The sequence below is a fragment of the Spirosoma oryzicola genome (assembly GCF_021233055.1).
In the GTDB taxonomy this organism is placed as follows: Bacteria; Bacteroidota; Bacteroidia; order Cytophagales; family Spirosomataceae; genus Spirosoma; species Spirosoma oryzicola.
The window spans coordinates 78595-99085 of the sequence record NZ_CP089540.1 but is presented as its reverse complement, the minus strand read 5'-3'; the positions used below and the strand labels follow the sequence as shown (position 1 = coordinate 99085).

Annotated in this window: 14 protein-coding genes; 6 read left to right on the top strand and 8 right to left on the bottom strand. The window is 47.0% G+C overall.

Going from position 1 to position 20491, the window contains the following annotated elements; all coding sequences use genetic code 11:
- Nucleotides 1-20 precede the first annotated feature (20 nt).
- Together LQ777_RS25735 and LQ777_RS25730 are read left to right on the top strand one after the other, a co-directional pair.
- Entirely contained in the window at nucleotides 21-770 is a 750-nt protein-coding gene (locus LQ777_RS25735; protein ID WP_232563311.1) for a hypothetical protein, read from the top strand.
- A 298-nt stretch (nucleotides 771-1068) separates the two neighbouring features.
- The gene (locus LQ777_RS25730; RefSeq protein ID WP_232563310.1) at nucleotides 1069-2349 is read left to right on the top strand and encodes an MFS transporter; all 1281 of its coding nucleotides are present in this window, start codon (nucleotides 1069-1071) and stop codon (nucleotides 2347-2349) included.
- A 57-nt stretch (nucleotides 2350-2406) separates the two neighbouring features.
- On the opposite strand, the gene LQ777_RS25725 is transcribed toward LQ777_RS25730, so the two are convergent.
- The 7 genes from LQ777_RS25725 to LQ777_RS25695 all read right to left on the bottom strand — a co-directional run bounded on the left by LQ777_RS25725 (nucleotide 2407) and on the right by LQ777_RS25695 (nucleotide 11704).
- Nucleotides 2407-2712, bottom strand: coding sequence for a VanZ family protein (locus tag LQ777_RS25725; RefSeq protein WP_232563309.1), 306 nt, complete (start codon nucleotides 2710-2712; stop codon nucleotides 2407-2409).
- A gap of 242 nt (nucleotides 2713-2954) precedes the next feature.
- Complete coding sequence (locus LQ777_RS25720; protein WP_232563308.1) at nucleotides 2955-3392, bottom strand: response regulator; 438 nt, start codon at nucleotides 3390-3392, stop codon at nucleotides 2955-2957.
- A 134-nt stretch (nucleotides 3393-3526) separates the two neighbouring features.
- Nucleotides 3527-6748, bottom strand: coding sequence for a PAS domain-containing sensor histidine kinase (locus tag LQ777_RS25715; RefSeq protein ID WP_232563307.1), 3222 nt, complete (start codon nucleotides 6746-6748; stop codon nucleotides 3527-3529).
- A gap of 213 nt (nucleotides 6749-6961) precedes the next feature.
- Complete coding sequence (locus LQ777_RS25710) at nucleotides 6962-7099, bottom strand: hypothetical protein (protein WP_232563306.1); 138 nt, start codon at nucleotides 7097-7099, stop codon at nucleotides 6962-6964.
- A 503-nt stretch (nucleotides 7100-7602) separates the two neighbouring features.
- Nucleotides 7603-10155, bottom strand: a complete 2553-nt coding sequence (locus LQ777_RS25705) for an FdhF/YdeP family oxidoreductase (RefSeq protein ID WP_232563305.1) — start codon at nucleotides 10153-10155, stop codon at nucleotides 7603-7605.
- Between the two features lie 448 nt (nucleotides 10156-10603).
- On the bottom strand, nucleotides 10604-11092 hold the full coding sequence (locus LQ777_RS25700; protein ID WP_232563304.1) for a hypothetical protein: 489 nt from the start codon (nucleotides 11090-11092) through the stop codon (nucleotides 10604-10606).
- Nucleotides 11093-11125: 33 nt separating this feature from the next.
- Nucleotides 11126-11704 (bottom strand): RNA polymerase sigma factor, encoded by a 579-nt coding sequence (locus LQ777_RS25695; RefSeq protein ID WP_232563303.1) that lies wholly within the window; start codon nucleotides 11702-11704, stop codon nucleotides 11126-11128.
- Between the two features lie 197 nt (nucleotides 11705-11901).
- Here LQ777_RS25695 and LQ777_RS25690 point away from each other — a divergent pair, with 197 nt between their 5' ends.
- The gene (locus LQ777_RS25690; RefSeq protein ID WP_232563302.1) at nucleotides 11902-12210 is read left to right on the top strand and encodes a DUF6249 domain-containing protein; all 309 of its coding nucleotides are present in this window, start codon (nucleotides 11902-11904) and stop codon (nucleotides 12208-12210) included.
- 181 nt (nucleotides 12211-12391) lie between these two features.
- Complete coding sequence (locus tag LQ777_RS25685; protein ID WP_232563301.1) at nucleotides 12392-14824, top strand: TonB-dependent receptor; 2433 nt, start codon at nucleotides 12392-12394, stop codon at nucleotides 14822-14824.
- Nucleotides 14825-14899: 75 nt separating this feature from the next.
- Here LQ777_RS25685 and LQ777_RS25680 read toward each other — a convergent pair whose 3' ends face one another.
- A complete protein-coding gene (locus LQ777_RS25680; protein ID WP_232563300.1) occupies nucleotides 14900-15784 on the bottom strand; it encodes a DUF808 domain-containing protein in 885 nt (294 codons plus the stop codon).
- 828 nt (nucleotides 15785-16612) lie between these two features.
- Between LQ777_RS25680 and LQ777_RS25675 the strand changes: the two genes are divergently transcribed.
- Both LQ777_RS25675 and LQ777_RS25670 read left to right on the top strand, forming a co-directional pair.
- On the top strand, nucleotides 16613-17713 hold the full coding sequence (locus tag LQ777_RS25675; protein WP_232563299.1) for a catalase family protein: 1101 nt from the start codon (nucleotides 16613-16615) through the stop codon (nucleotides 17711-17713).
- A gap of 257 nt (nucleotides 17714-17970) precedes the next feature.
- Nucleotides 17971-20283 carry an FdhF/YdeP family oxidoreductase gene (locus LQ777_RS25670; RefSeq protein WP_232563298.1) on the top strand — a complete coding sequence of 771 codons (2313 nt, stop codon included), beginning with the start codon at nucleotides 17971-17973 and terminating at the stop codon, nucleotides 20281-20283.
- The last annotated feature ends 208 nt before the right edge of the window (nucleotides 20284-20491 follow it).

Sequence of the window (20491 nt, the reverse complement as noted above, 5' to 3'; positions counted from 1 at the left end):
CCTAACAACGCATCGTGTTCATGCGTCGAATCGATTTTATCGCTCTCGTTACCCGGCTATTTTTAGGCTACCTATTTTTCTCTTCGGGTCTTTGCAAGCTGACCGACGGTGAGTTTGGTCAGCTCATTGGTCCGCCCCACCTGATCAACACACTGGCTCCGTACGGTTTGGCGGGCTTTGCTTTATTTATTGCTACTGCGCAAGTCTTGACGGGAGCTCTGGTCTTTTCTCAACGGTATAGCTTGCTCGGCTTAGTCACTTTGATGCCAATCAATAGTTGTATACTAGCCGTTACCATATCGCAGCAATGGCAGGGGACACCGTATATTGATGCCTTCTTTTTGCTGATGAATGTACTGGTGTTACTCTATGAGTGGCCGGTTCTAAAGATGTTTCTAGTGCCCGAATCCGTTTCAAACGAAATGCCGCGTACCAACCAGCTGTTTACGAACCGATGGCTACCGTTGGGCGTACTCCTGATAGCCCTGCTTGCCGTCATAACCGCTCGCTACAATGCTCATCTGACGATCCTGCCAGGTTTAGTCTGTTTTGGCCTCACATACGCCAATATCTGGACAAATCGTTCATTACATCGACTTGACCGGGCGGTGTTAGTAATATCGTTGGTGGCCATTGTGGGCGTTACCCTATCGAATCAACTTCTGCTTTTTCATATCAACCCGGTAGTATGGTTTACCGGATCAGCCGTTTTAAGTGTTGGTCTGTTTATGATCTCACTTTGGCAAAGTTACCGGCAGCCCATCGCCTGATTGATCTATTTTCTATTCAGCAAGTAGGTTAATTTTTCTACAACGGGTCAAACATGGGCAGATGCAGTGGCGTCTTTCAAGGCTGTTACCATCTGTTTACCATCTGGTCACTGCTGCACAGCAACGTCATACATTATCGAGTTGCAACACTCGCCTATGATTATGGATTTTGATTGAGCGTTGCAAAGTCTTTTGATTAAAAAGCGCTTGGTTCAGCCTTTGTGAATTTGAGCCTTACTTCCAGAAAACTACATGCCGATAGTGGCCCCATCTGGACAGTCTGCTCACTCAAGCTGTTATGGACAACACAATTGCTAAATCGCGCTGGTACCGACTGCTCCCTGTCGCCTTTGTTACTTACAGTCTGGCTTATCTGGACCGGGCAAATTTTGGGTTCGGTGCCGCCAGCGGCATGGCGACTGATTTACAGATTACCCACGCCATGTCGTCCTTGCTGGGCTCGCTTTTTTTTCTTGGTTATTTTTTCTTTCAGGTTCCGGGAGCGATTTACGCTGAAAAGAAAAGTGCGAAACAGCTTATCTTCTGGTCATTGATTTTGTGGGGTGGCCTGGCCATGGCAACGGGCATTATCAGCAATGTGACGTTGTTGATCGGTATACGCTTTGCGCTTGGTGTTGTCGAAAGCGCCGTCATGCCGTCGATGCTGCTTTTTCTTAGCCGATGGTTTACCAAAGCCGAGCGCTCGCAGGCCAACACCTTTCTAATTCTCGGAAATCCAGCCACGATTCTCTGGATGTCGGTCTTATCAGGTTATCTAATCCAGGCAGTTGGCTGGCGATGGATGTTTATTCTGGAAGGGTTCCCGGCTATCGTTTGGGCGTTTTTCTGGTGGCGGCTGGTCGATGACTCCCCCCAGGACGCAGACTGGCTAACCAGCGAGGAAAAGCGGGCGTTGGAAGAACAGCTTCAAAAAGAGCAGCAAGGAATTAAGCCGGTCAAAAACTACGCCGAAGCCTTTAAGTCGCGCGTTGTGCTTCTGCTCAGTTTACAATATGCCTTATGGAGCATCGGTGTCTATGGCTTTGTCATGTGGCTCCCTTCGATCATCAATGCCGCGCCCAATATGACGATTGTCAAAACAGGCTGGCTTTCGGCGATTCCCTACGTATTAGCAATTATTGGTATGCTGAGTGCATCCTATTATTCAGATAAGACGCTGAATCGTAAAGCATTCGTGTGGCCCTTTCTGTTGATTGGCGCTTTTGCTTTTTACGGGTCGTATCTCATCGGCACGACTAATTTCTGGTTGTCCTTTGCCTTGCTCGTTGTCGCAGGCGGAGCGATGTACGCGCCATACGGCCCATTTTTTGCCATCATCCCCGACCTCTTACCCAAGAATGTGGCCGGTGGAGCGATGGCCTTAATTAACAGCTTTGGTGCTTTAGGCTCTTTTATTGGTTCCTACATTGTGGGTTATCTGAATGATGCGACCAACGGGTTTGGAATGTCGTACCTATTCATGGCAGGCTCCCTATTACTCTCCGCTGTGATAACTTTACTAGCTGTTAGAAAGCCTACTGCCGTTGGTTTACCCAAACAAAAAGAATTATCGTCCTAATCCTAAACGAAAAGGTCTGATTTCAAGCCTTTCAACTGATACAAATTGGGTAAATTCTTAGGCTCTGAAGCGTTTTCGTATGTGAATAAATACGCTGGCGATCAGTAACCCAAGCAGCGCTCCGGCAGCTCCCCAGGCAATATCGGCCCATCGAAAAACGCGGTGAGGGAGAACAAGCTGGCCTGCTTCGGCGATGGTTACAACACCAACTAGAATGAACCACGAAATAACCAGCCGGTACAAGAAGCGATGATGATCGCGCGCCAAAAAGCCGGCAAACAAGCCTAAGAATACGAACGGAACGGCGGTTCGGCTGTCTTCATTACCAGGCGTATCAGTCCAACGCGTCAGCCAGCTTGGCATGAACCACAATTTTTCCAATTGTGGACTAGGTACCCAACTCAAATAGAAGACTAAAGCAATACCTATTAGCATCAAACTATACACTACGCGCATTAAAAAGATGTCTTTTTGTTGTAAAGCCATTGTTTAGCCAACAACAGGTTATATCAATGAGCAATATAGTTTATTTAGGCTCAAGGTGTAAATACCTATTAATGTACCAGGCAAATTATAAAACTTTATCTGGTTGCTCGGTAAGCAGATTACTCCTGATCATACCGTGTATCATGGAGCGTGACCGTTTCAAACCAGTAAGCTCTCAGATTACTCAGATACTCTTTCCAACCAGCATAGCTGAACGGTTTAACGGTAAACGAAGAAGCGCCAAACAGATAAGCCCGTTCTACCAAGCCTGGCGTTTTACTGGCAGACAGGATAACGGCTGGCAGCGTACGGCCTTTAGGATGCGCCCGTAGTAAAGCTAAAAAATCCAGCCCGTCAACTTTATCCTGCAAATCAATGTCCAGCAGTACTAGTTTCGGCCCTCTCCCCTGCAATTCTTCAATGTACTGTTTGGCTTCTTCAAAAGAACTGACGTGAATGAAAGTAGCCTCCTCGAAATTCGTTTTTGCCGCCCGAGTCAGGACATCAGCTATATTGGGGTCATCATCAACGAGTAAAATAGGAAATCTGCTTGTCATACCCTTTTCAATTCGGACGTAAAGATGAACCCATTTAAGGAAAGTAGCTTGTTCACCAATTAATCATTTTAGACTAGACGCTTTTACTGATGTACTGGCCCAATTTTACCCACTGTGTAAATAGCAAATGTGGCTCAAACGGGTAGGTATATACTAAAGGTTGCCCCCTGTCCTGGCTTGCTGCTCGCCGTGATTGCTCCACCGTGGTTGGTGACCACTTTTTCGCAAATGGCCAGGCCTATACCCGTTCCGGCGTACTGATTCTTACCGTGTAGTCGCTGAAAAACCTGAAAAATGCGATCCAAGTACTTCTCGTCAAAGCCTATACCGTTGTCAATCACATCGATCTGGTAATAAAACTTAGCCGTGCGAGTGGGTTTTACGGCAACCGGCAGCTCACTCGCCCCTGACGTTTTTGCTCGTACTTGAATGACCGGCTCAACAGTTATACCAGCCTGATCGGTCCGGCGAAATTTGAGAGCATTACTAAGTAAGTTCTGAAAAAGTTGCTCTAATTGCAACCGATCACCTTCAATAGTTGGTAAGTCATCAAGTTCGATAGTCGCCCCGGTTTCTTCAACAACTAGTTCCAGATCAGATACGACCGTCTGAACAACCTTTGCCAAGGATACAGGTTCGCTTGCGTTTCGCTGGGTAGATATTCGGGAGAAACTCAGTAGATCTTTGATAAGTGTAGACATGCGCCCAGCGGCTGCCTGCATCCGTTCCAGATACAAAACGCCTTCGCCCAACTCATCCTTATATTGATTTTTCAGCATGTCGCCGAAGGACTGTACCTTTCGAAGCGGCTCCTGCAAGTCATGAGAAGCGATGTATGCAAACTGCTGGAGGTTTTCGTTGGAACGATTCAACAACTGGTTGGCTTCTCCGAGTTCTTCGTTGATGGCCGCGTATTCCTCGTTGGCGTAGACTAACTCTTTATTAATAGACGCCAGTTGTTCAGTGCGCTCCAGTACCTGCTGCTCCAAAGCCAGTTGTATCTGCCGTTGCTCGGTAATATCCTGTGCGGTACCCACCATTTTGTAGGGCTTGCCCTGCGCATCGAAATACGTTTTTGCCTGCGCGTGAATGATTCTACGCCGACCAGTACGTATGTTGATCATGGTATGTTCTACGTCAAACAACCCATTACCCTCTGGCTGCATGGCTTGCTGCATCGCTTCGCGCACACGATCATACTCATCTTCCGGAATGTAAGCAGGTGTCGCGCTGAGTACAACGTCGTCGATACCAACCCACTCTTTCATACGAGCGCTGTTGGTAATTTCACCGGTAATCAGGTTTACAGTCCAGGTTGCCAGCTCGGCTAACTCGATGGCTCCCCGCAGTGACGCTTCGGCTTCTTCGATATTCCGTCGGCTTAAAACCTGCTGTGTTACATCCACAACAACAGCCAAAATACCTGAGATAGTCCCGTCAGCTTCCCGCTGTGGCTGGTAGGTAAGGTCGACATAAATCGTCTCAAGCTGGTTATAACGCACCACGTCTACGGCAACCTCCTTAGCAATGTAAGGCACACCCGTAGCAATGACATCCCGAAGCAATTGATCAAAACCCTGACCTGCTATTTCAGGAATCGCTTCCAGCAGGGGTTTTCCAACAATGTCTTCCGGTGCGCGTCCAACCAGTTCCCCATAGACAGGATTGGCCATCTGAAACGTTAGATCAGGATCGCGGATAATGGCAATAGCGACGGGCGACTGTTCGAACAGCGCCAGCAGCTGAAGACGGCTTTCTTCAATTTGTTGCTGCGCTTCAACCCGTTCGGTTACGTCAATGGCGATATCGAGAATAGCGTATACATTACCGTCTGCATCAAAAAGAGGACTATACGTGATGTTGTAAAAATTGTGAGTCATTACGCCATCCCGCACGATATCAACCTGCGAGCCAAAACTCCGAAACGTCTTGCCCGTAGTAAACACATCATCCAGAATTTGAAGAAAAGGTTGATTGTGCAATTCCGGCATCACCTCCCGAAGCGGTTTCCCCTCGATATCGGGTCCTTTGCCAACTATATCAATAAAGGCTTTGTTGGGCATTGTCACCAGCAGATCGCGACCCACGAACAGACCCATCGCAGCCGGTGCGGAAGCAATAACCGATTTTAACTGAGCCTCACTTGCTTCTACTTTTTTCCGAGCCAGTACCTGATCGGTCACATCAAGCACGGTGTTGATAACACCGTAGATTTCACCGGCCGTATTTCGTAGTGCTTTGAATGTGAAGTTTAAGTATTTAATCGAAGACTTCTCATTTCCGGCCAGTTCATATTTTCCCTCTGGTTCATGATGCGTTTTCCCCGTTTTGTAAACCTTTCGTAGCAGCGCTGGTAGACGCGTATCGGCAAATTCTGGCAAAGCGTCCGTAAAGGTCTTTCCAACAATGGATGCATCCCGATCCAGTAAATCCAGCATCTTCCCATTTACCCGGCTGATTGTCATTGCATCACCCGACAAAATGATCTTGGCAATGGGTGAATTTTCAATGATGTTCCGAGAATAAAATTCGCTTTCTTCCAGCTGCTTACGGGCAAGAACTTCTTCTGTTACGTCAACGGCCATATCCATGACGGCATACACCTGTCCCTGATCATCGAATAACGGCTTATAGGTGAAGTTGAAGTAATACGTACACAGCTTGCCATCTACCACCAGGTCACATTTATCAGCAAGCGCGTAATACGGTTTACCTGTTATAAAAACGTCAGCCAGAATTTGCAGAAAAGGCTGACCCACCAGTTCAGGAACTGCCTGCGCCAGTGGCTTGCCCATCACCGAGTTACCCTTGCCCCAAAAAGCAAGCATGGGTTTGTTGGCTACTTCAATAACCATTTCCCGACCCACGAACAAACAAGTAGCAATGGGCGCTTCTTCGATCAGGCTACGAAAACGACTTTCACTTGCTTTCAGTGGTTGCTGACTTTCAACCTCTTTCGTTACATCCTGGGCTATTCCGGTAAATCGGTATGCCTGCCCTGCATCGTTGAAATACGCTTGGCCAATAAAGCGAACCCACCGCTGTAAGTCGTTGTCGGCTCCAAGAGTTCGGCAAATTACATCATACCCTCCTTCTGACTGAGGATTCATGGACCATTTGATGGCCTCATCTATCCGAACCCTGTCTTCTGGATGGATGTATTGAAGCGTTTGTTGATACGAGAGTGGGTTATTTTTTTTCAATCCAAACAGCTCCTGGCATCGCTCATCCCAACTGACTTGGTCCGTAATCGGATCTAACTCCCAGACTCCCAATCGAGCTGCCTTCAAGGCAAAGTTCATATCTAAACGCTCATTAAGCGATTTATCAGCCAATGGCTTATAATTACCGTTCATTAAAGAATAAACAGGTTTACCGGAAACGTAACGGGCACTAACGAACCTTATTAAACTGGAAAACCCAGAAAAGGTTTATATAACACGTTTCTGGGCCCGAATACTCTCAACCGGTTTATTGCTGATGTGTTCTTTTGCACGAGAAATACCCAGGTGCATTCTACGATTTTGTGATTGCCATGCGCGTTACCTGGTTACGACGGCTGGTTTTATTTAAACGAAGGTTCCTCCGAAACCGTCGGTGTTTGATCCCACTTTTAGCGTCAGCGTTTTAACATTGCCCAGTTTTTTAATCGTAGGCGTTTGATAGATCTTTTTTGCAGGAGGTACGTATAAAGTATTCTTAGGCATGATTGAACAGATTAAGTGATGGTGAATGGGTAGTTTATAGGCAAGCAATCCGGAATTTATCAGGTTCGGAAGTCTTACTCAATGAAAAGTTTTCGAGAGTTATACATACTGTTTTTTGGCTTTATCCGCACAAAAGTTCAACTTACCTAGTCATCACTTGGCTATGTAAGTTGATTAGTGATATTGCAATGGCCATATGGGTTTTTTTTAAGTCGTTTTAAAGTTAAAGCCGAAACTACAAGTATAGTAAATAAAGTAAACTGAGTGGTATACTTAAATAAATTATAGCTAATCGTACCATATTTTTTAGAAGTAAAAACACGCCCAACAAATTAAGCACTTACACCTCGAAAGTTATGTTCTGAAATGCTTCTACTGTGGACGTAACCCAGTCCAACTTCTGAAACAGGTTTTCGTTTTGTTCATCGCCCAACCGATAAAAACCGAGTGAAACCATCCTAAACAATGGTTCCACCCGGCTGGATAGTCTGAAAAACCTATTTTCACTCGGCTAGCGCTGCCACCGGAACAGATGATGTACTACCTTCTGGAAGAAACTCACCAATGGCTTCGACGGTAATTACTACATATTTAGAAGTTGGCTGGTTACTGACATACGCTACACTCGCCATGGGAACCAGCGGATTCATTTCCGGGTAGTAAGCTGCTGTATTGCCCTTAGGGATGTTGTAGGGAATAGCAATAAATCGCTCAAGCTTACGCTGCTGTCCCTCGTAATAACTCGTAATCGTCACCAATTGCCGCTCTTTGATACCGCGATCCTGCATGTCCTGTGAATTCATAAAAATGACTCGCCGTTCACCATACACCCCCCGATAGCGGTCGTTGTAGTCGTAAATCGTTGTGTTGAATTGATCGTGGCTGCGAATAGACATCAGCACCAGTTGATCAGGCTCGATATGATGCATGACCATGTCGGTCACCGTAAAATTGGCCTTTCCGTTCTCGGTCGTGAAATTGCGTTCACGCGGACCGTTCGGTAGGTAAAAGCCGCCGGGTTTCCGGATCTTCTCGTTAAATTTATCAAAGCCGGGAATGACGCGGGAAATCGAATCCCGAATGGTGTCGTAATTTTCGGTGTGCCCAACCCAATCGACTTTTGTTCGATCGCCCAACGTACTGAGTGCAATACCTGAAATAATGGCAACTTCGCTCAGCATCTCTCCTTCCAGCGGTTGCAGAACGCCTTTATTCTGACTGACCACCCCCATTGAGTTTTCGCAGGATGTGAATTGGTGCCCGGAACGTTGCCTATCAATGTCGAGGTGAGTCAGGCAGGGTAGGATTAGTGAAGTCTGACCGGTTACCAGGTGGCCCCGGTTAAGTTTCGTACTGACAAAAACAGTAAGTTTCTGCTTTCGAATGGCTTCGGCGATAAACTCGGTATCAGGCCCTGCGGAGAGTAAGTTTCCGCCTAGACTCATAAACACGTTTGTTTTGCCCTCGTGCATCGCCTTAATGGCTTCCACCGTATCATAGCCGTGTTCGCGGGGCGGCTCAAATCCGTACTCGTTCGCCAATGCATCCAGGAACTCTTTGTGAGGTCGCTCCCATATCCCCATAGTCCGGTCGCCCTGCACGTTTGAATGCCCACGAACGGGACACGTACCGGCTCCTGGCTTACCAATGGCTCCCTTCATCAAGTGCAGGTTAACGATCTCCTGAATACTCATCACGGCGTTTTTTTGCTGCGTGAGTCCCATCGCCCAACAGGTAATGATTTTCTGCTTCGGGGCAATCATATTGGCGGCTTCGAGCAGTTGTTCGCGCGACAGACCACTCATCAGTTCGATGTCTTCCCAGGTAGTATTTTGAATTGTTTCTAGGAACGCTTCATAGTTGGTCGTGTGCTCGTTGATGAACGCATGATCGATCACGGTTCCAGGATTCTGTTCTTCTGCCCGCAGCAGATGCTTCATGATTCCACGAAGCACGGCCATGTCGCCGTTAACTCTGACTTGTAAATGCAGATCTGCAATGGGTGTACCGTGGCCGAGCAACGTTCCGACGGCTTTGATCGGATTCATGAAGTCCTGCGGGTTCTTAAAATGGCTCAACCCAGCTTCGTGCAGGGGGTTTACCGCAATAATCTTAGCCCCTTTCCGCTTGGCGATCTGAAGGGCCGTCAGCATGCGCGGATGGTTGGTACCAGGATTTTGGCCCATGATGATGATCACCTCAGCGTCATAAATGTCGTTCAGCGTTACCGAACCTTTTCCCAGTCCCAAACTTATGCTCAGTGCCGAGCCGCTGCTTTCGTGGCACATGTTCGAGCAGTCAGGCATATTGTTGGTACCAAACTCCCGCACGAAAAGCTGATACAGATACGCCGGTTCGTTAGGTACTTTCCCCGACGTGTAAAAAACGGCTTCATCGGGTGATTTTAATTCATTCAAATGGGCGGCCAACAACTGAAACGCTTCTCTCCATTCAATCTTGGTGTAATGCGTAGCACCAGGCCGAAGTACCATCGGATGAGTCAACCGGCCTGCATTATTGAGATCCCGGTCGGTCATATGCGACAAGTCAACCAGGCTGTGCTTAGCGAAGAACTCAGGATCAACACGACGGGTATCCGCATCGGACGCCGTTGCTTTAGCCCCGTTTTCACAGAATTCCGCCACTGACCGATGATCGTCAGGATCAGGCCAGGCGCAGGACGAACAATCGAAACCGTCTTTTTGGTTGAGCTTCAGCAAGGCGTGCGTTCCCCGACCAACACCCGCTTCGCCCCACGAAAATTCCATCGATTTAAGTACAGCGGTAACGCCAGCTGCAACCGTTGCGGGTTTGCCGAGTTTAAGTCCTGTAAATTCTTCGGGGGGTTGGGCCAGTACAGGGTTTTTGTGCTTGGCATTCACATTGTCCGGAGCCACAAAATTTCGTTTGTCGGCGTCCGGTTTTCCGTGCAGATCGTAGTGGTTGTTGGTCATCTCCGTACCCTGACCAGATCGTTGACCACTTTGTGGTTTGTTTTCGGCCTTCTGTTCGTCTGGGTTACTGGGTCTTGATTCGTTATTGGGGGCATTTTCCATGATATCAGGCAGTTAGGCAATGCGTTTAACTAGTTGATCAGATTGTTTGTCTGACGTGTATCCCGTTCAAAAAATCGTTTTGATCAAGTAAGCTGTATTCTATTATACGTAACTAAATAGCGAGCTCTCTGGACTGATAATTGAGCCAGTTGTTTGCTTACGATACAGATCGGCGAACGGGTATTCGCTAACTAAATCCTATTGCCGGAAAAGATGTTTAGCTACCCTAAAAATTGGATTGTCCTGATAGGGAACGGCCCTTTAGAAACAGGTATTAGCAGGGCTAAGTTGGCTTGACTTAGCATGGCAGGGGTACTGTAGATCTAGCTCCAAGCCATGCATTTTCCTGGATCTCAACCACTCCAGCTTTCTGCGATCTTGGTTGTTTATGTGGGTTAGTCACGGAAAGCGAAGCCGACGGGAAGCGTGATACTTGGCGGTCTACTAACTAGTAATTGATTGTTAGCTTTCGTCTTAAAAAATAATCCGATACCATCAGTACACTTAGGGCCACAATAGTCAGTGGGTAACTGACAGGAAGGGCGTCGAGGGTGCCCTCGAAGCCAGAAAGAAAGCGATCAAGTCCAGACGATTGATGCTCAGTTGAATTGGATGGGAGCAGGAGTATGCAGAAAAAAACAATAAGCAGTACCGATGCCGCAATGCTATACCATACGCTCGGGCGAATGATGGGCTCCAATGGTTTTGGTTGCGAGACGGTGATCTGGTTCATTACCCGACGACTGAAATCAACCGATGGCTTTTCGACTAAAGTATGTGATCCGAAAAGCTGGATCAGGGCTGCTTCTGTTGCCGAATCCCGTTCCGATTCAGCTTGTAGCCGCTTCATAATCGCACGGGTAAAGTCAGTGCCAATTTTTTCATGGCCAGCTTTTTGAATCAACCTTCTAAAACGATCTTCTTTTTCGTCTTCCATAGCACAACGGGCAGTCCAAATCGACTTGCTCACTTATAATAAAAAACGCAGCTGTTCTTCCAACACTTTTCGGGACCGGAATAATTTCACTTTGATGTTGGATTCCGACAGGCCGGTGATCTCCTCGATCTCCCTGATTGACTTTTCATCCAGGTAATACAACGTGATCAACAACCCTTCTGTTGCCGGTAATCGTCCAATCGCATCGTTGATATACTTTCGCTGCTCCGACTCCTGTAGGTGTTCCAGTTGGGGAGTCTGATGCTGAAACGCGTAGGTTTCGGCGATTTCCTGATTGATCGGAAGCGTTGTGACCCGTTGCTGCTCTAATTTAGTGACAGCTACCCGGTAAGCAATGGTGTAAAGCCAGGTGGAAAACTTTGATTTGCCCTCAAACCGGTGAATCTGCTGATACGCTTTTACGAAACTTTCCTGAGCCGCGTCTTCAGCATCCTCAGCATTTCGCATAATTCGAAGCGCAATCGTATAGACCATGTGCTTGTAGCGGTCAACAAGGAATGCGTAGGAAGCAGAGTCTCCATGTATGATTTTATCGATATAGACCTGATCTTCCGGTTGCTTCACGAGCTTGCTGGTTAGGTTGAAATCCATTCGCGCGCTTTGGCAGATTAGACCTGCGTTTTTGACAAGAGGTTACAGATTGACTCAATAATTTTTATCATTAAATAGTTGTCGAATTCTGTAACCCGTTTCTCATTTTGCGTGTCCTATGGGCGAAAAACAATTAATAAAATCAGTAAACGAATAGCTGTATGGATGGTAGCGATATAAAACATATTCTTATATCCTTGGGCGCATTTTCCGGTATCTTCGGAATTGTGTATGTCTTTCTGATGACCCGCTCCCGGGAACGGATGGCTATGATCGAACGGGGGGTCGATGCGTCCATATTTTCAGGCAACAACTCGATTTCTCCTACCCTTAAATTTGGGATGCTGTTTGTCGGGATTGCCATTGGCATGATCGTCGGGGATGTGCTACACGATTATTATGGAATTAGCAAAGTCACCTCTTTCCTATCTATGGTGTTTTTATTTGGGGGTCTTAGCTTGATAGCCAACTTCGTTATCGAGCATCGATTGAGCAAGAAAAAATGATACCCGGTTGGATTGTCTACTGTCTTTAATCACTGATACAGCCAGACAATCCTTTCTCTTCCAAATTCTTACCGGTTGATACCGGTAACCAATCCAATTCTACTGCTGTGATTTTTCGAAAAGAGCCTAAATCTCTTATTGGCCTTGCCTTGCCTTTTTCAACCGATCAACCTTTAAATTCATGAAAATCATACCCATACTTTTGGTGGCTATACTGCTGCTGTGTGTGCACATCGGTATTGCTCAGAAACAACCAGTAAGTTACTCGATTCAAGGGACGATTGCCGATTCAGCCACGCGTAAGCCATTGACCTTCATCACGGTTAATTTAATGAAAGGGCCAGACACTGCTCTGAAAGTTGATTATTCCAAAGCAAACGGCTTTTTTTCGTTTATGGGTTTAGAAGCGGATAGCTACTGGCTGGTGATGGTAGGAGTACGCTACAGGACTAAACGAATTTCAATCGAGTTGAGAGACTCGCTACAAAAAAAGGTGGAGCTGGGCACCGTGCTGCTTAGTCCAGACATCGTGGGTTTGCAGGAAGTCATCGTAACGGCTGCCAAGCAAATTGTCAAGCAGGAAATAGACCGGATTAGCTACGACCTTCAGGCTGATCCTGAAAGCAAGGTTGTCAACGTCTTAGAGATGATGCGAAAAGTACCGCTTCTTTCGCTGGATGGCGACAACAATATCCTCATGAAAGGGAATAGTGATTTTAAGATTTTTATCAACGGAAAACCGTCGAGCATGATGGAGCGCAACTACAAAGACATTCTCAGGATTATGCCTGCTTCATCCATTGAGCGCATTGACGTAATCACCTCGCCACCAGCCAAGTACGACGCAGAGGGATTAGCAGGGATTATCGATATCATTACCACGAAAAAGCTGGACAATGGTTACAACGGTTCCATCAACCTCAGCGAACGTTTTCCGGTGGGCGGGCCAGGTTTGGGTGGATCCGTTTCGGCTAAGTTGGGGAAATTCGGCGTCTCAGCCTTTGGCGGGGCTAGTCTTTACAATAATCTTCCCGTTCGAGGGGGTGTCCAACGAATTACTACCGGCGAGCAACCGACTAATCTTTTACAGGAAGGCACTACAGGCTCGAAAAGTCGAACAGCCTACCTGGGCTACGAAATGAGCTATGAAATCGATGCGCAGAATCTACTTGCTGCTCAGTTCAATCTGAATAGCAATCAATTGACAGGCAATTCATTACAGACCAGTTTACTAACAACGTCAGGTGTTTATCAACAAGGCTACACGCTGGAAAATAACCGTACGGGAGATGGACAGGGTGTAGATGCCTCATTGAATTATCAACGCAGCTTTCGGGCGGATAAAAACCGTTTGTTGACCCTTTCGTACCGCTATCTATCCTATCGGGATGGCCAGCATAGTAATTTGAGCATTACGGAACAAATGAATTATATCCTGCCTGACTATCAGCAAGTAAATGACCAGTCTTTCGCGGAACAAACGTTTCAGATAGACTATGTACACCCGATCAAAAAACACCAGATCGAAGCGGGTATAAAAGGAATTTTACGGGATAATCAAAGCAATTTTCAGTACGCTGTAGCAGATTCTGTAACGCGCCAGTATGTGATTCAACCAGCTATCAGCAATCGTTTTAAGAATACGCAGAATGTGTTCGGGGCTTACGCGATGTATCAGTATTCGTTGAAAAGCTGGGGCGTAAAAGCAGGCTTACGTATAGAAGAAACCGTTATTGATGCTGATTTTATTTCGGTCGATGCCAAATTACAACGGACGTATTTTAACCTGATCCCCTCCGTATCTGTAAATCGGAAACTAGAGAACAGCGCTGGCTTTACCCTGAGCTATACACAGCGCATTCAACGACCGGGAATTAATCAGTTAAATCCGTTTGTGGATCGTTCGAATCCAAATTTCGAGCGAAGCGGCAATCCTGAACTTCGACCCGCCCTTGTCAACGACCTTCAGGTAACGTATAGCAGGCCAGCAAAAGCTCAACTTAACATAGGCTTGGGATTTACGTTTTTTCGGAATCTTGTTTTTCCGGTATCGGTATACGATTCAGCGACAAACATTACGCGGACCTCCTACGGAAACACAGGTACGGCGAAGCTCCCAAGCTTATACGTAAACCTCAGTTATCCGATCACCAAACAGTGGAACTTAAGTGCAAATAGCCGGGCTGCATATGGGATGGTACAGGGACTGGTCAATAGCGTATTAATTAAAAATAGTGGATTAATGTACAACGTTGCTGTGTCCACCAATTACAGACTACCCAAAGACTGGCGGCTGACAGCCAATGTGCAGCTTAATGGCCCAAGTATTAACTTACAGGGTAACACAAATAGTCTGCTCACTACTTCGCTCAGCATCAATAAAGATCTGATCAAAGACAAGTTAGTGCTGGCAGGTTCGGTCAGCAACCCATTCCGCACCTACAGAAAATACCTTTCAAACACGTTCGGACCTGATTTTGGGCAAACGAATTTTCGGTGGGACTACTACCGGTCGTTTACTGCTAGTTTGAACTACAAATTCGGGACGCTCAAGGAAACGATTAAAAAAAGCAAACGCGGAATTCGTAATGACGATGTCCTGAGTGGGAATTAGTCTGCTTGGTAGTAACCAATTTACCTGAATAGTCCATGATATAGTAACTTCTGTAATGCGCTGGAAAGGACCATGTTACAATGCCATTTTTTTAGTTGAGCCCCGAATTATTTTAAACAGGGCGAAACTACCCGCGATTACCAATCCGACAACCAGCCCCACGCCAAATTCTCGCACTATTGCTGGAAGATCAGGGTACAGATGATGCAAGAAGTCTAGGTTATGCACAAATATCCCGCCCGCAACCAGCAAGAGAGCCAACGTTCCTACTACGCTTAAAATTCTGATGATAACCGGCAGCGCCTTTACAAGACCATTGCCTAGTATCGAGAAAAACCCTTTATTGTCTGACCATTTAATCAAACGGTACCCTGCATCATCCATTCGCACGATGAGCGCTACCAGACCATATACGCCGACCGTCGCTATCACGGCAACCGCTGACACCGTTACTACCTGAATCATTGTCTGTTGATCGGTAACTGAACCCAGTGAAATGATGACGATTTCTACTGACAGAATAAAGTCGGTCATGATGGCGGATTTTATCTTCGCTTTTTCGTGATCAACGGCTCGATCAGCCTGCTCATTTGCTGGTGCTTCTGCTGGCGTATCTGTCTTTGCCGTCTTGAAAAAGTAATCTATTATTTTATGGCCCCCCTCGTAAGCCAGATAACACCCTCCCAACACCAGTATAAATGTGATTGCAACGGGAAAGAACACATTCAGTAATAGCGCAACGGGAACGATAATAAGTTTGTTGATCAACGATCCTTTCGTAATTGACCATAGTATCGGTAACTCTCTTTCGGCCAGGAAACCCGTAGCTTTTTCTGCGTTTACGGCTAGGTCGTCGCCTAGTATACCGGCTGTTTTTCGGGTGGCTACTTTTGTCGCTAAAGCCACATCATCCATCAGGGCCGCTATATCGTCCAGAACTGCAAAAATACCAGATGCCATTTCTTTGCTTAATTTAAATTGATAGTCCCAGAGCCTTGTCCTGTCTATTGTATACACAGTTTGTTCATTAGATTCTGAAACGAATAGACAAACCGTAGCAAGGGACCGCTTGTTTGATCAAGCTGCGCGTTACAGAAGGGAATGTCTTACTGCAAGTATGAGCAAAATGCTATAGAAACGATTTGAAGACGCTTCCACCTTGCATTATTCCGATTGTCGACTACACATCGATTGTCCTGCATGCTCAACCAGAATGCAGATGAGTAGTTTTACTAAATCTGCGGTACCGATGAGAAGTCGTCACAGTTGTTTAAAACGAACACTATGTGTCTAAACATTTGCTAGTCAATTGTTCTTCATCAAAACGAGCTACCTAAGCAGTGCCTTAATGTAAGCGCTATAATCGGCTATAGGCGTACTTAGTCATTGTCAACTCAAATGGGTTGCAAATTGGATCTGCTACCAAACACCCTGGTCCAAGTGCACGTTTGAATGTTGTGTTTCGTCCCTTAATTCAGGAAATTCCGTCTGAAAAATGTACAGCTAAATTTGATAGCGATAGATAGCGATTATCCTAAAAAATCAACACGGCTTTTGGCGAAAAAGTAAACATCGTTTCCTAGAATCATACGCTAATGAACCTTATAACTAACGCATTATAGGCTAGAGCGCGAGCAATCGGCTGATTCCCTGCTATGATTTAGCAATCAGATACTTACATAAAAGAAAGCACCTTTAAATACCATACCATTTTCTCCTATATGCTATGTAGTGAAATCAAAAACATTAATTGGTTTATGAAGTTATCATATGACAAAACCATTATTCATGAAACAAGCGCCCGCAGACTTCAACCCACTGCCTTACGATCCTTCCTACGAGCAGCCTGAGCCAGACGAAGCCCAAACCATTCAGGAGATTATCGATACGATGGCCCATATCCAACGAAAAACGTATCAGTCACAGGGGCACGCCATACGGAGTGTACACGCGAAAGGTCATGCTATCTTGACGGGTGAATTTCAGGTATTCGATAACCTGCCTCCTTTTTTGGCACAGGGCTTGTTTGCAAAACCCGGCACCTATCCGATTACGGCGCGTATTTCTACTCAACCGGGTGATGTACTACCTGATAGCGTATCAACACCCCGTGGCATTTCCTTTAAAATTGGTGGTGTGGAAGGCGAGCATCTACCCGGTGCGGATGAATCAACTACGCAGGATTTTATTCTGGTAAATAGTCCCATTTTTCCGCAAAAGCTTAAAGATTTTCTGGGTGGTCTGAAACGATTCGATCTGTTGACAAACAAGGCCGAGGGCCTCAAAGAAGGAATCTCCAAAACCCTGCGTGCTATTGGCGAAGTCGTGGAAAAGGTTAGCGGTTCTGATGCGGGCGTGATGCCAGGAATGGGTGGTCAATTGGCTACGCACCCAATGGGCGATACCTATTATTCGCAGGGGGCGTACCTGTACGGCGATTACATGGCTAAGTTTTCTCTGACGCCAGTAACATCCAACCTGACTTCTCTCAAAGACCAGCCGATTGATATCGACAGTGATGACGACGCGCTACGCCATTTATTACAGGATTTTTTCGCTACCAACGGCGGAGAATGGGAATTTGGTGTGCAGCTGTCAACTGATATTGAAAAAATGCCGGTAGAAGATGCTTCGGTAGAATGGCCTGAGCAGGAAAGCCCTTACCTCACCGTCGGAAAGCTAACGATTGCTCCCCAGCAAGCATGGACAGACGAAAAGGTGGCTTTGGTAGAAGATAAGATGTACTTCAGTCCCTGGCATGGTTTAGCAGCTCACCGTCCACTGGGCGTCATTCAGCGAGCACGGAATGCAACCTACAAAGCATCGGCAACGTTCCGCCGGAATATGTACGGCAAGGCAGAAGACCCCAAGGAAGTGAAGCAACTATAGTTTGTGGACTTACTAATTCGTATCTCACAGTAAGTTAACTACGGTAGCGTTTGGTAGCCCACCTGTTGAGCAGATGAATCCAAGAATCTGTTCTTGTTTTATTAACGTATAAACCTGAACTCAGGCACTGGTATTTACAGACAGCTTCGATGCTACCTGTGTGTGTTTATCATGCCTGAGTTCAGTGGCTTTTCACTCGGATAGGCTGGCGTCTGATCACTCATACGCGTTACCAATCGACATTACCTAAACAAAGTATGGATCAGAATACTCCTCCCGAAGAATTTACGGGTGACCTTGAACTGGATAAACCCGAAACAGAAGCGGCTGGCATGTCGGCCATTGTTGCTTCGTTTGAACACGTCTTGCGCGGTACGAATGTTAGCCGGGGTTGGAAGGCCCTGGCTAACCTGAATCAGAAAGACGGTTTCGACTGCCCTTCCTGCGCCTGGCCCGATCCAGACGGCAAGCGCTCGCCCATTGCTGAATATTGCGAAAGCGGTGCCAAAGCAGTGGCTGATGAGGTCATGACCAAGCACACTGCTTCCCCCGTCCTGTTTCAGCGCTACTCGGTCGCTGAGTTGATCGAAAAAAGCGATTTGTGGTTAGGTCAGCAAGGTCGTCTGACTCAGCCGCTGGTCCTGCGACCCGGTGCTACTCATTACGTACCCATCGACTGGTCAGAAGCTTTTGACCTCATTGCCGATCAACTGAACGCGCTCGAATCACCCGACGAAGCCATCTTTTACACCTCGGGACGTGCCAGCAACGAAGCCGCTTTTGTGTATCAGCTCTTCGTCAAAATGTTCGGCACCAACAACCTGCCCGACTGTTCGAACATGTGCCACGAATCGACCACGGTTGCCTTGACTGATACCCTAGGATTAGGCAAAGCGACGGTTACCTACGAGGATTACGAGACGGCTGATGTGGTCATGATTATGGGGCAGAACCCAGGAACAACAGCTCCCCGCATGCTGACCCCAATGGAAGAAATGAAGCGCAAGGGTGGTAAAATCATTGCCGTTAATCCCCTGCACGAAGCCGGTCTGCTGGCCTTCAAATACCCGCAAAGTCCGCGCGACATGCTGTTTGGCGGAGAAAAACTAGCTGATGTCTTTCTGCAAGTCCGCATAAATTCGGATTTGGCACTGCTGAAAGCGATGTGCAAGCTGTTGATAGCGGAAGAGAAAAAAGCGGCTATGGCGGGTGAGCCGGGCAAAGTACTCGACCTGCATTTTATTGAACAGTATACATCCGGTTACGAATCTTTCGTCAAAAGCCTGGACCATTTCGATCTGAACGAACTGGCCGCCCAGTGTGGTCTGACGGTAGAACAGATTCAGCAGGCTGTCGATTTGTTCAAGTACACGCCAAAGCTGATTATTTGCTGGGCAATGGGTTTGACCCAGCATAAGAATGGGGTAGCTACCATTAGTGAAGTCATTAATCTACTGCTCTTAAAAGGCAGTATCGGTATCAAAGGAGGTGGCGCCAGCCCTATACGCGGCCATAGCAATGTACAGGGCGACCGGACGATGGGCGTCTGGGAAAAAACCAAACCCGAACTGCTGGAAGCACTGGAACGAGTGTTTCAGTTCAAGCCCCCTCGCGAGAATGGTTATGATGCGGTGGCCTCGGTAAAGGCCATGCACGAGGGGAAAGGCAAGGTTTTCTTTGGATTGGGCGGCAATTTCACGATGGCCATGTCGGACACCAATTTCACGGCCGAAGGGCTGCGCAAGTGCCGACTAACCGTGCACGTATCGACCAAACTAAACCGTAGCCACCTGATTCATGGTGAAACGGCGCTGATCCTGCCCTGCCTTGGCCGTACCGACCACGATATTCAAGCATCTGGGCCGCAATTTATAAGCTGCGAAAGCACCACCGGCGTAGTAGCCCAGTCGCACGGGATATTGGACCCGGTTTCTCCTTATCTGAAAAGCGAGGTCGCCATCATTTGCGAACTGGCAAAAGCCACACTAGGCGAAAAATCGACCGTAGACTGGGATAGCCTTGTAGCGGATTACGACCGAATCCGGGATCTGATTGCGCAAACCATTAAAGGTTTTGACAACTATAACCAAAAGGTGCGGCAGCCGGGCGGATTTTACCTTCCGAATGACCCCCGCGACCGGGTGTTTAAAAATACCAGCGATGGTAAAGCGCACTTTACGGTAAACGCACCAACACCCCATGAGCTGCAATCGGATGAATTGCTGTTGATGACCATTCGCAGCCACGATCAGTTTAACACGACAGTCTACAAAAACGCGGATCGTTACCGGGGCGTTCATAACGAACGACGGGTAGTGTTCATGCATCCCGACGACATAGCCAGTCTGGGCTTACAGGAGAAACAAGCGGTTGATCTGCACAGTCGATATGACGGAGAGACCAGAACCGCGCATCGATTTATAGTAGTGCCTTACGACATTCCGAGGGGTTGCACGGCAGCTTATTTTCCAGAAACTAACGTCCTGGTACCTATCGATCAAATGGCTGAGAAAAGCCATACGCCGATCTCCAAATCCATTGTCGTTAAAGTGACACCGACTCAAGTATAAGCTTATTTCAAAAAGTTCTTCGATCAGCGAAGCAGCCATAATCAAGTTTCTTCTACATCGCTTTCTCGTAACGATGTAGAAGAAACTAAGTAACTAATGAGACATAGCCAACAAGTTAATCAACAGGTTCGCAACCTGTGTAGACATTAGCCGAAACAAATTTTCGAGAAAGAGTACATTTGGAGACAAAAAGCCTGACAACAACTGT

What these genes read in the sequence shown, in the direction of transcription:
- LQ777_RS25735 (WP_232563311.1), top strand. Translation starts at nt 21, where the DNA reads ATGCGTCGAATCGATTTTATCGCTCTCGTTACCCGGCTATTTTTAGGC.
- LQ777_RS25730 (WP_232563310.1), top strand. Translation starts at nt 1,069, where the DNA reads ATGGACAACACAATTGCTAAATCGCGCTGGTACCGACTGCTCCCTGTC.
- LQ777_RS25725 (WP_232563309.1), bottom strand. Translation starts at nt 2,712, where the DNA reads ATGCCAAGCTGGCTGACGCGTTGGACTGATACGCCTGGTAATGAAGAC.
- LQ777_RS25720 (WP_232563308.1), bottom strand. Translation starts at nt 3,392, where the DNA reads ATGACAAGCAGATTTCCTATTTTACTCGTTGATGATGACCCCAATATA.
- LQ777_RS25715 (WP_232563307.1), bottom strand. Translation starts at nt 6,748, where the DNA reads ATGAACGGTAATTATAAGCCATTGGCTGATAAATCGCTTAATGAGCGT.
- LQ777_RS25710 (WP_232563306.1), bottom strand. Translation starts at nt 7,099, where the DNA reads ATGCCTAAGAATACTTTATACGTACCTCCTGCAAAAAAGATCTATCAA.
- LQ777_RS25705 (WP_232563305.1), bottom strand. Translation starts at nt 10,155, where the DNA reads ATGGAAAATGCCCCCAATAACGAATCAAGACCCAGTAACCCAGACGAA.
- LQ777_RS25700 (WP_232563304.1), bottom strand. Translation starts at nt 11,092, where the DNA reads ATGGAAGACGAAAAAGAAGATCGTTTTAGAAGGTTGATTCAAAAAGCT.
- LQ777_RS25695 (WP_232563303.1), bottom strand. Translation starts at nt 11,704, where the DNA reads ATGGATTTCAACCTAACCAGCAAGCTCGTGAAGCAACCGGAAGATCAG.
- LQ777_RS25685 (WP_232563301.1), top strand. Translation starts at nt 12,392, where the DNA reads ATGAAAATCATACCCATACTTTTGGTGGCTATACTGCTGCTGTGTGTG.
- LQ777_RS25680 (WP_232563300.1), bottom strand. Translation starts at nt 15,784, where the DNA reads ATGGCATCTGGTATTTTTGCAGTTCTGGACGATATAGCGGCCCTGATG.
- LQ777_RS25675 (WP_232563299.1), top strand. Translation starts at nt 16,613, where the DNA reads ATGAAACAAGCGCCCGCAGACTTCAACCCACTGCCTTACGATCCTTCC.
- LQ777_RS25670 (WP_232563298.1), top strand. Translation starts at nt 17,971, where the DNA reads ATGGATCAGAATACTCCTCCCGAAGAATTTACGGGTGACCTTGAACTG.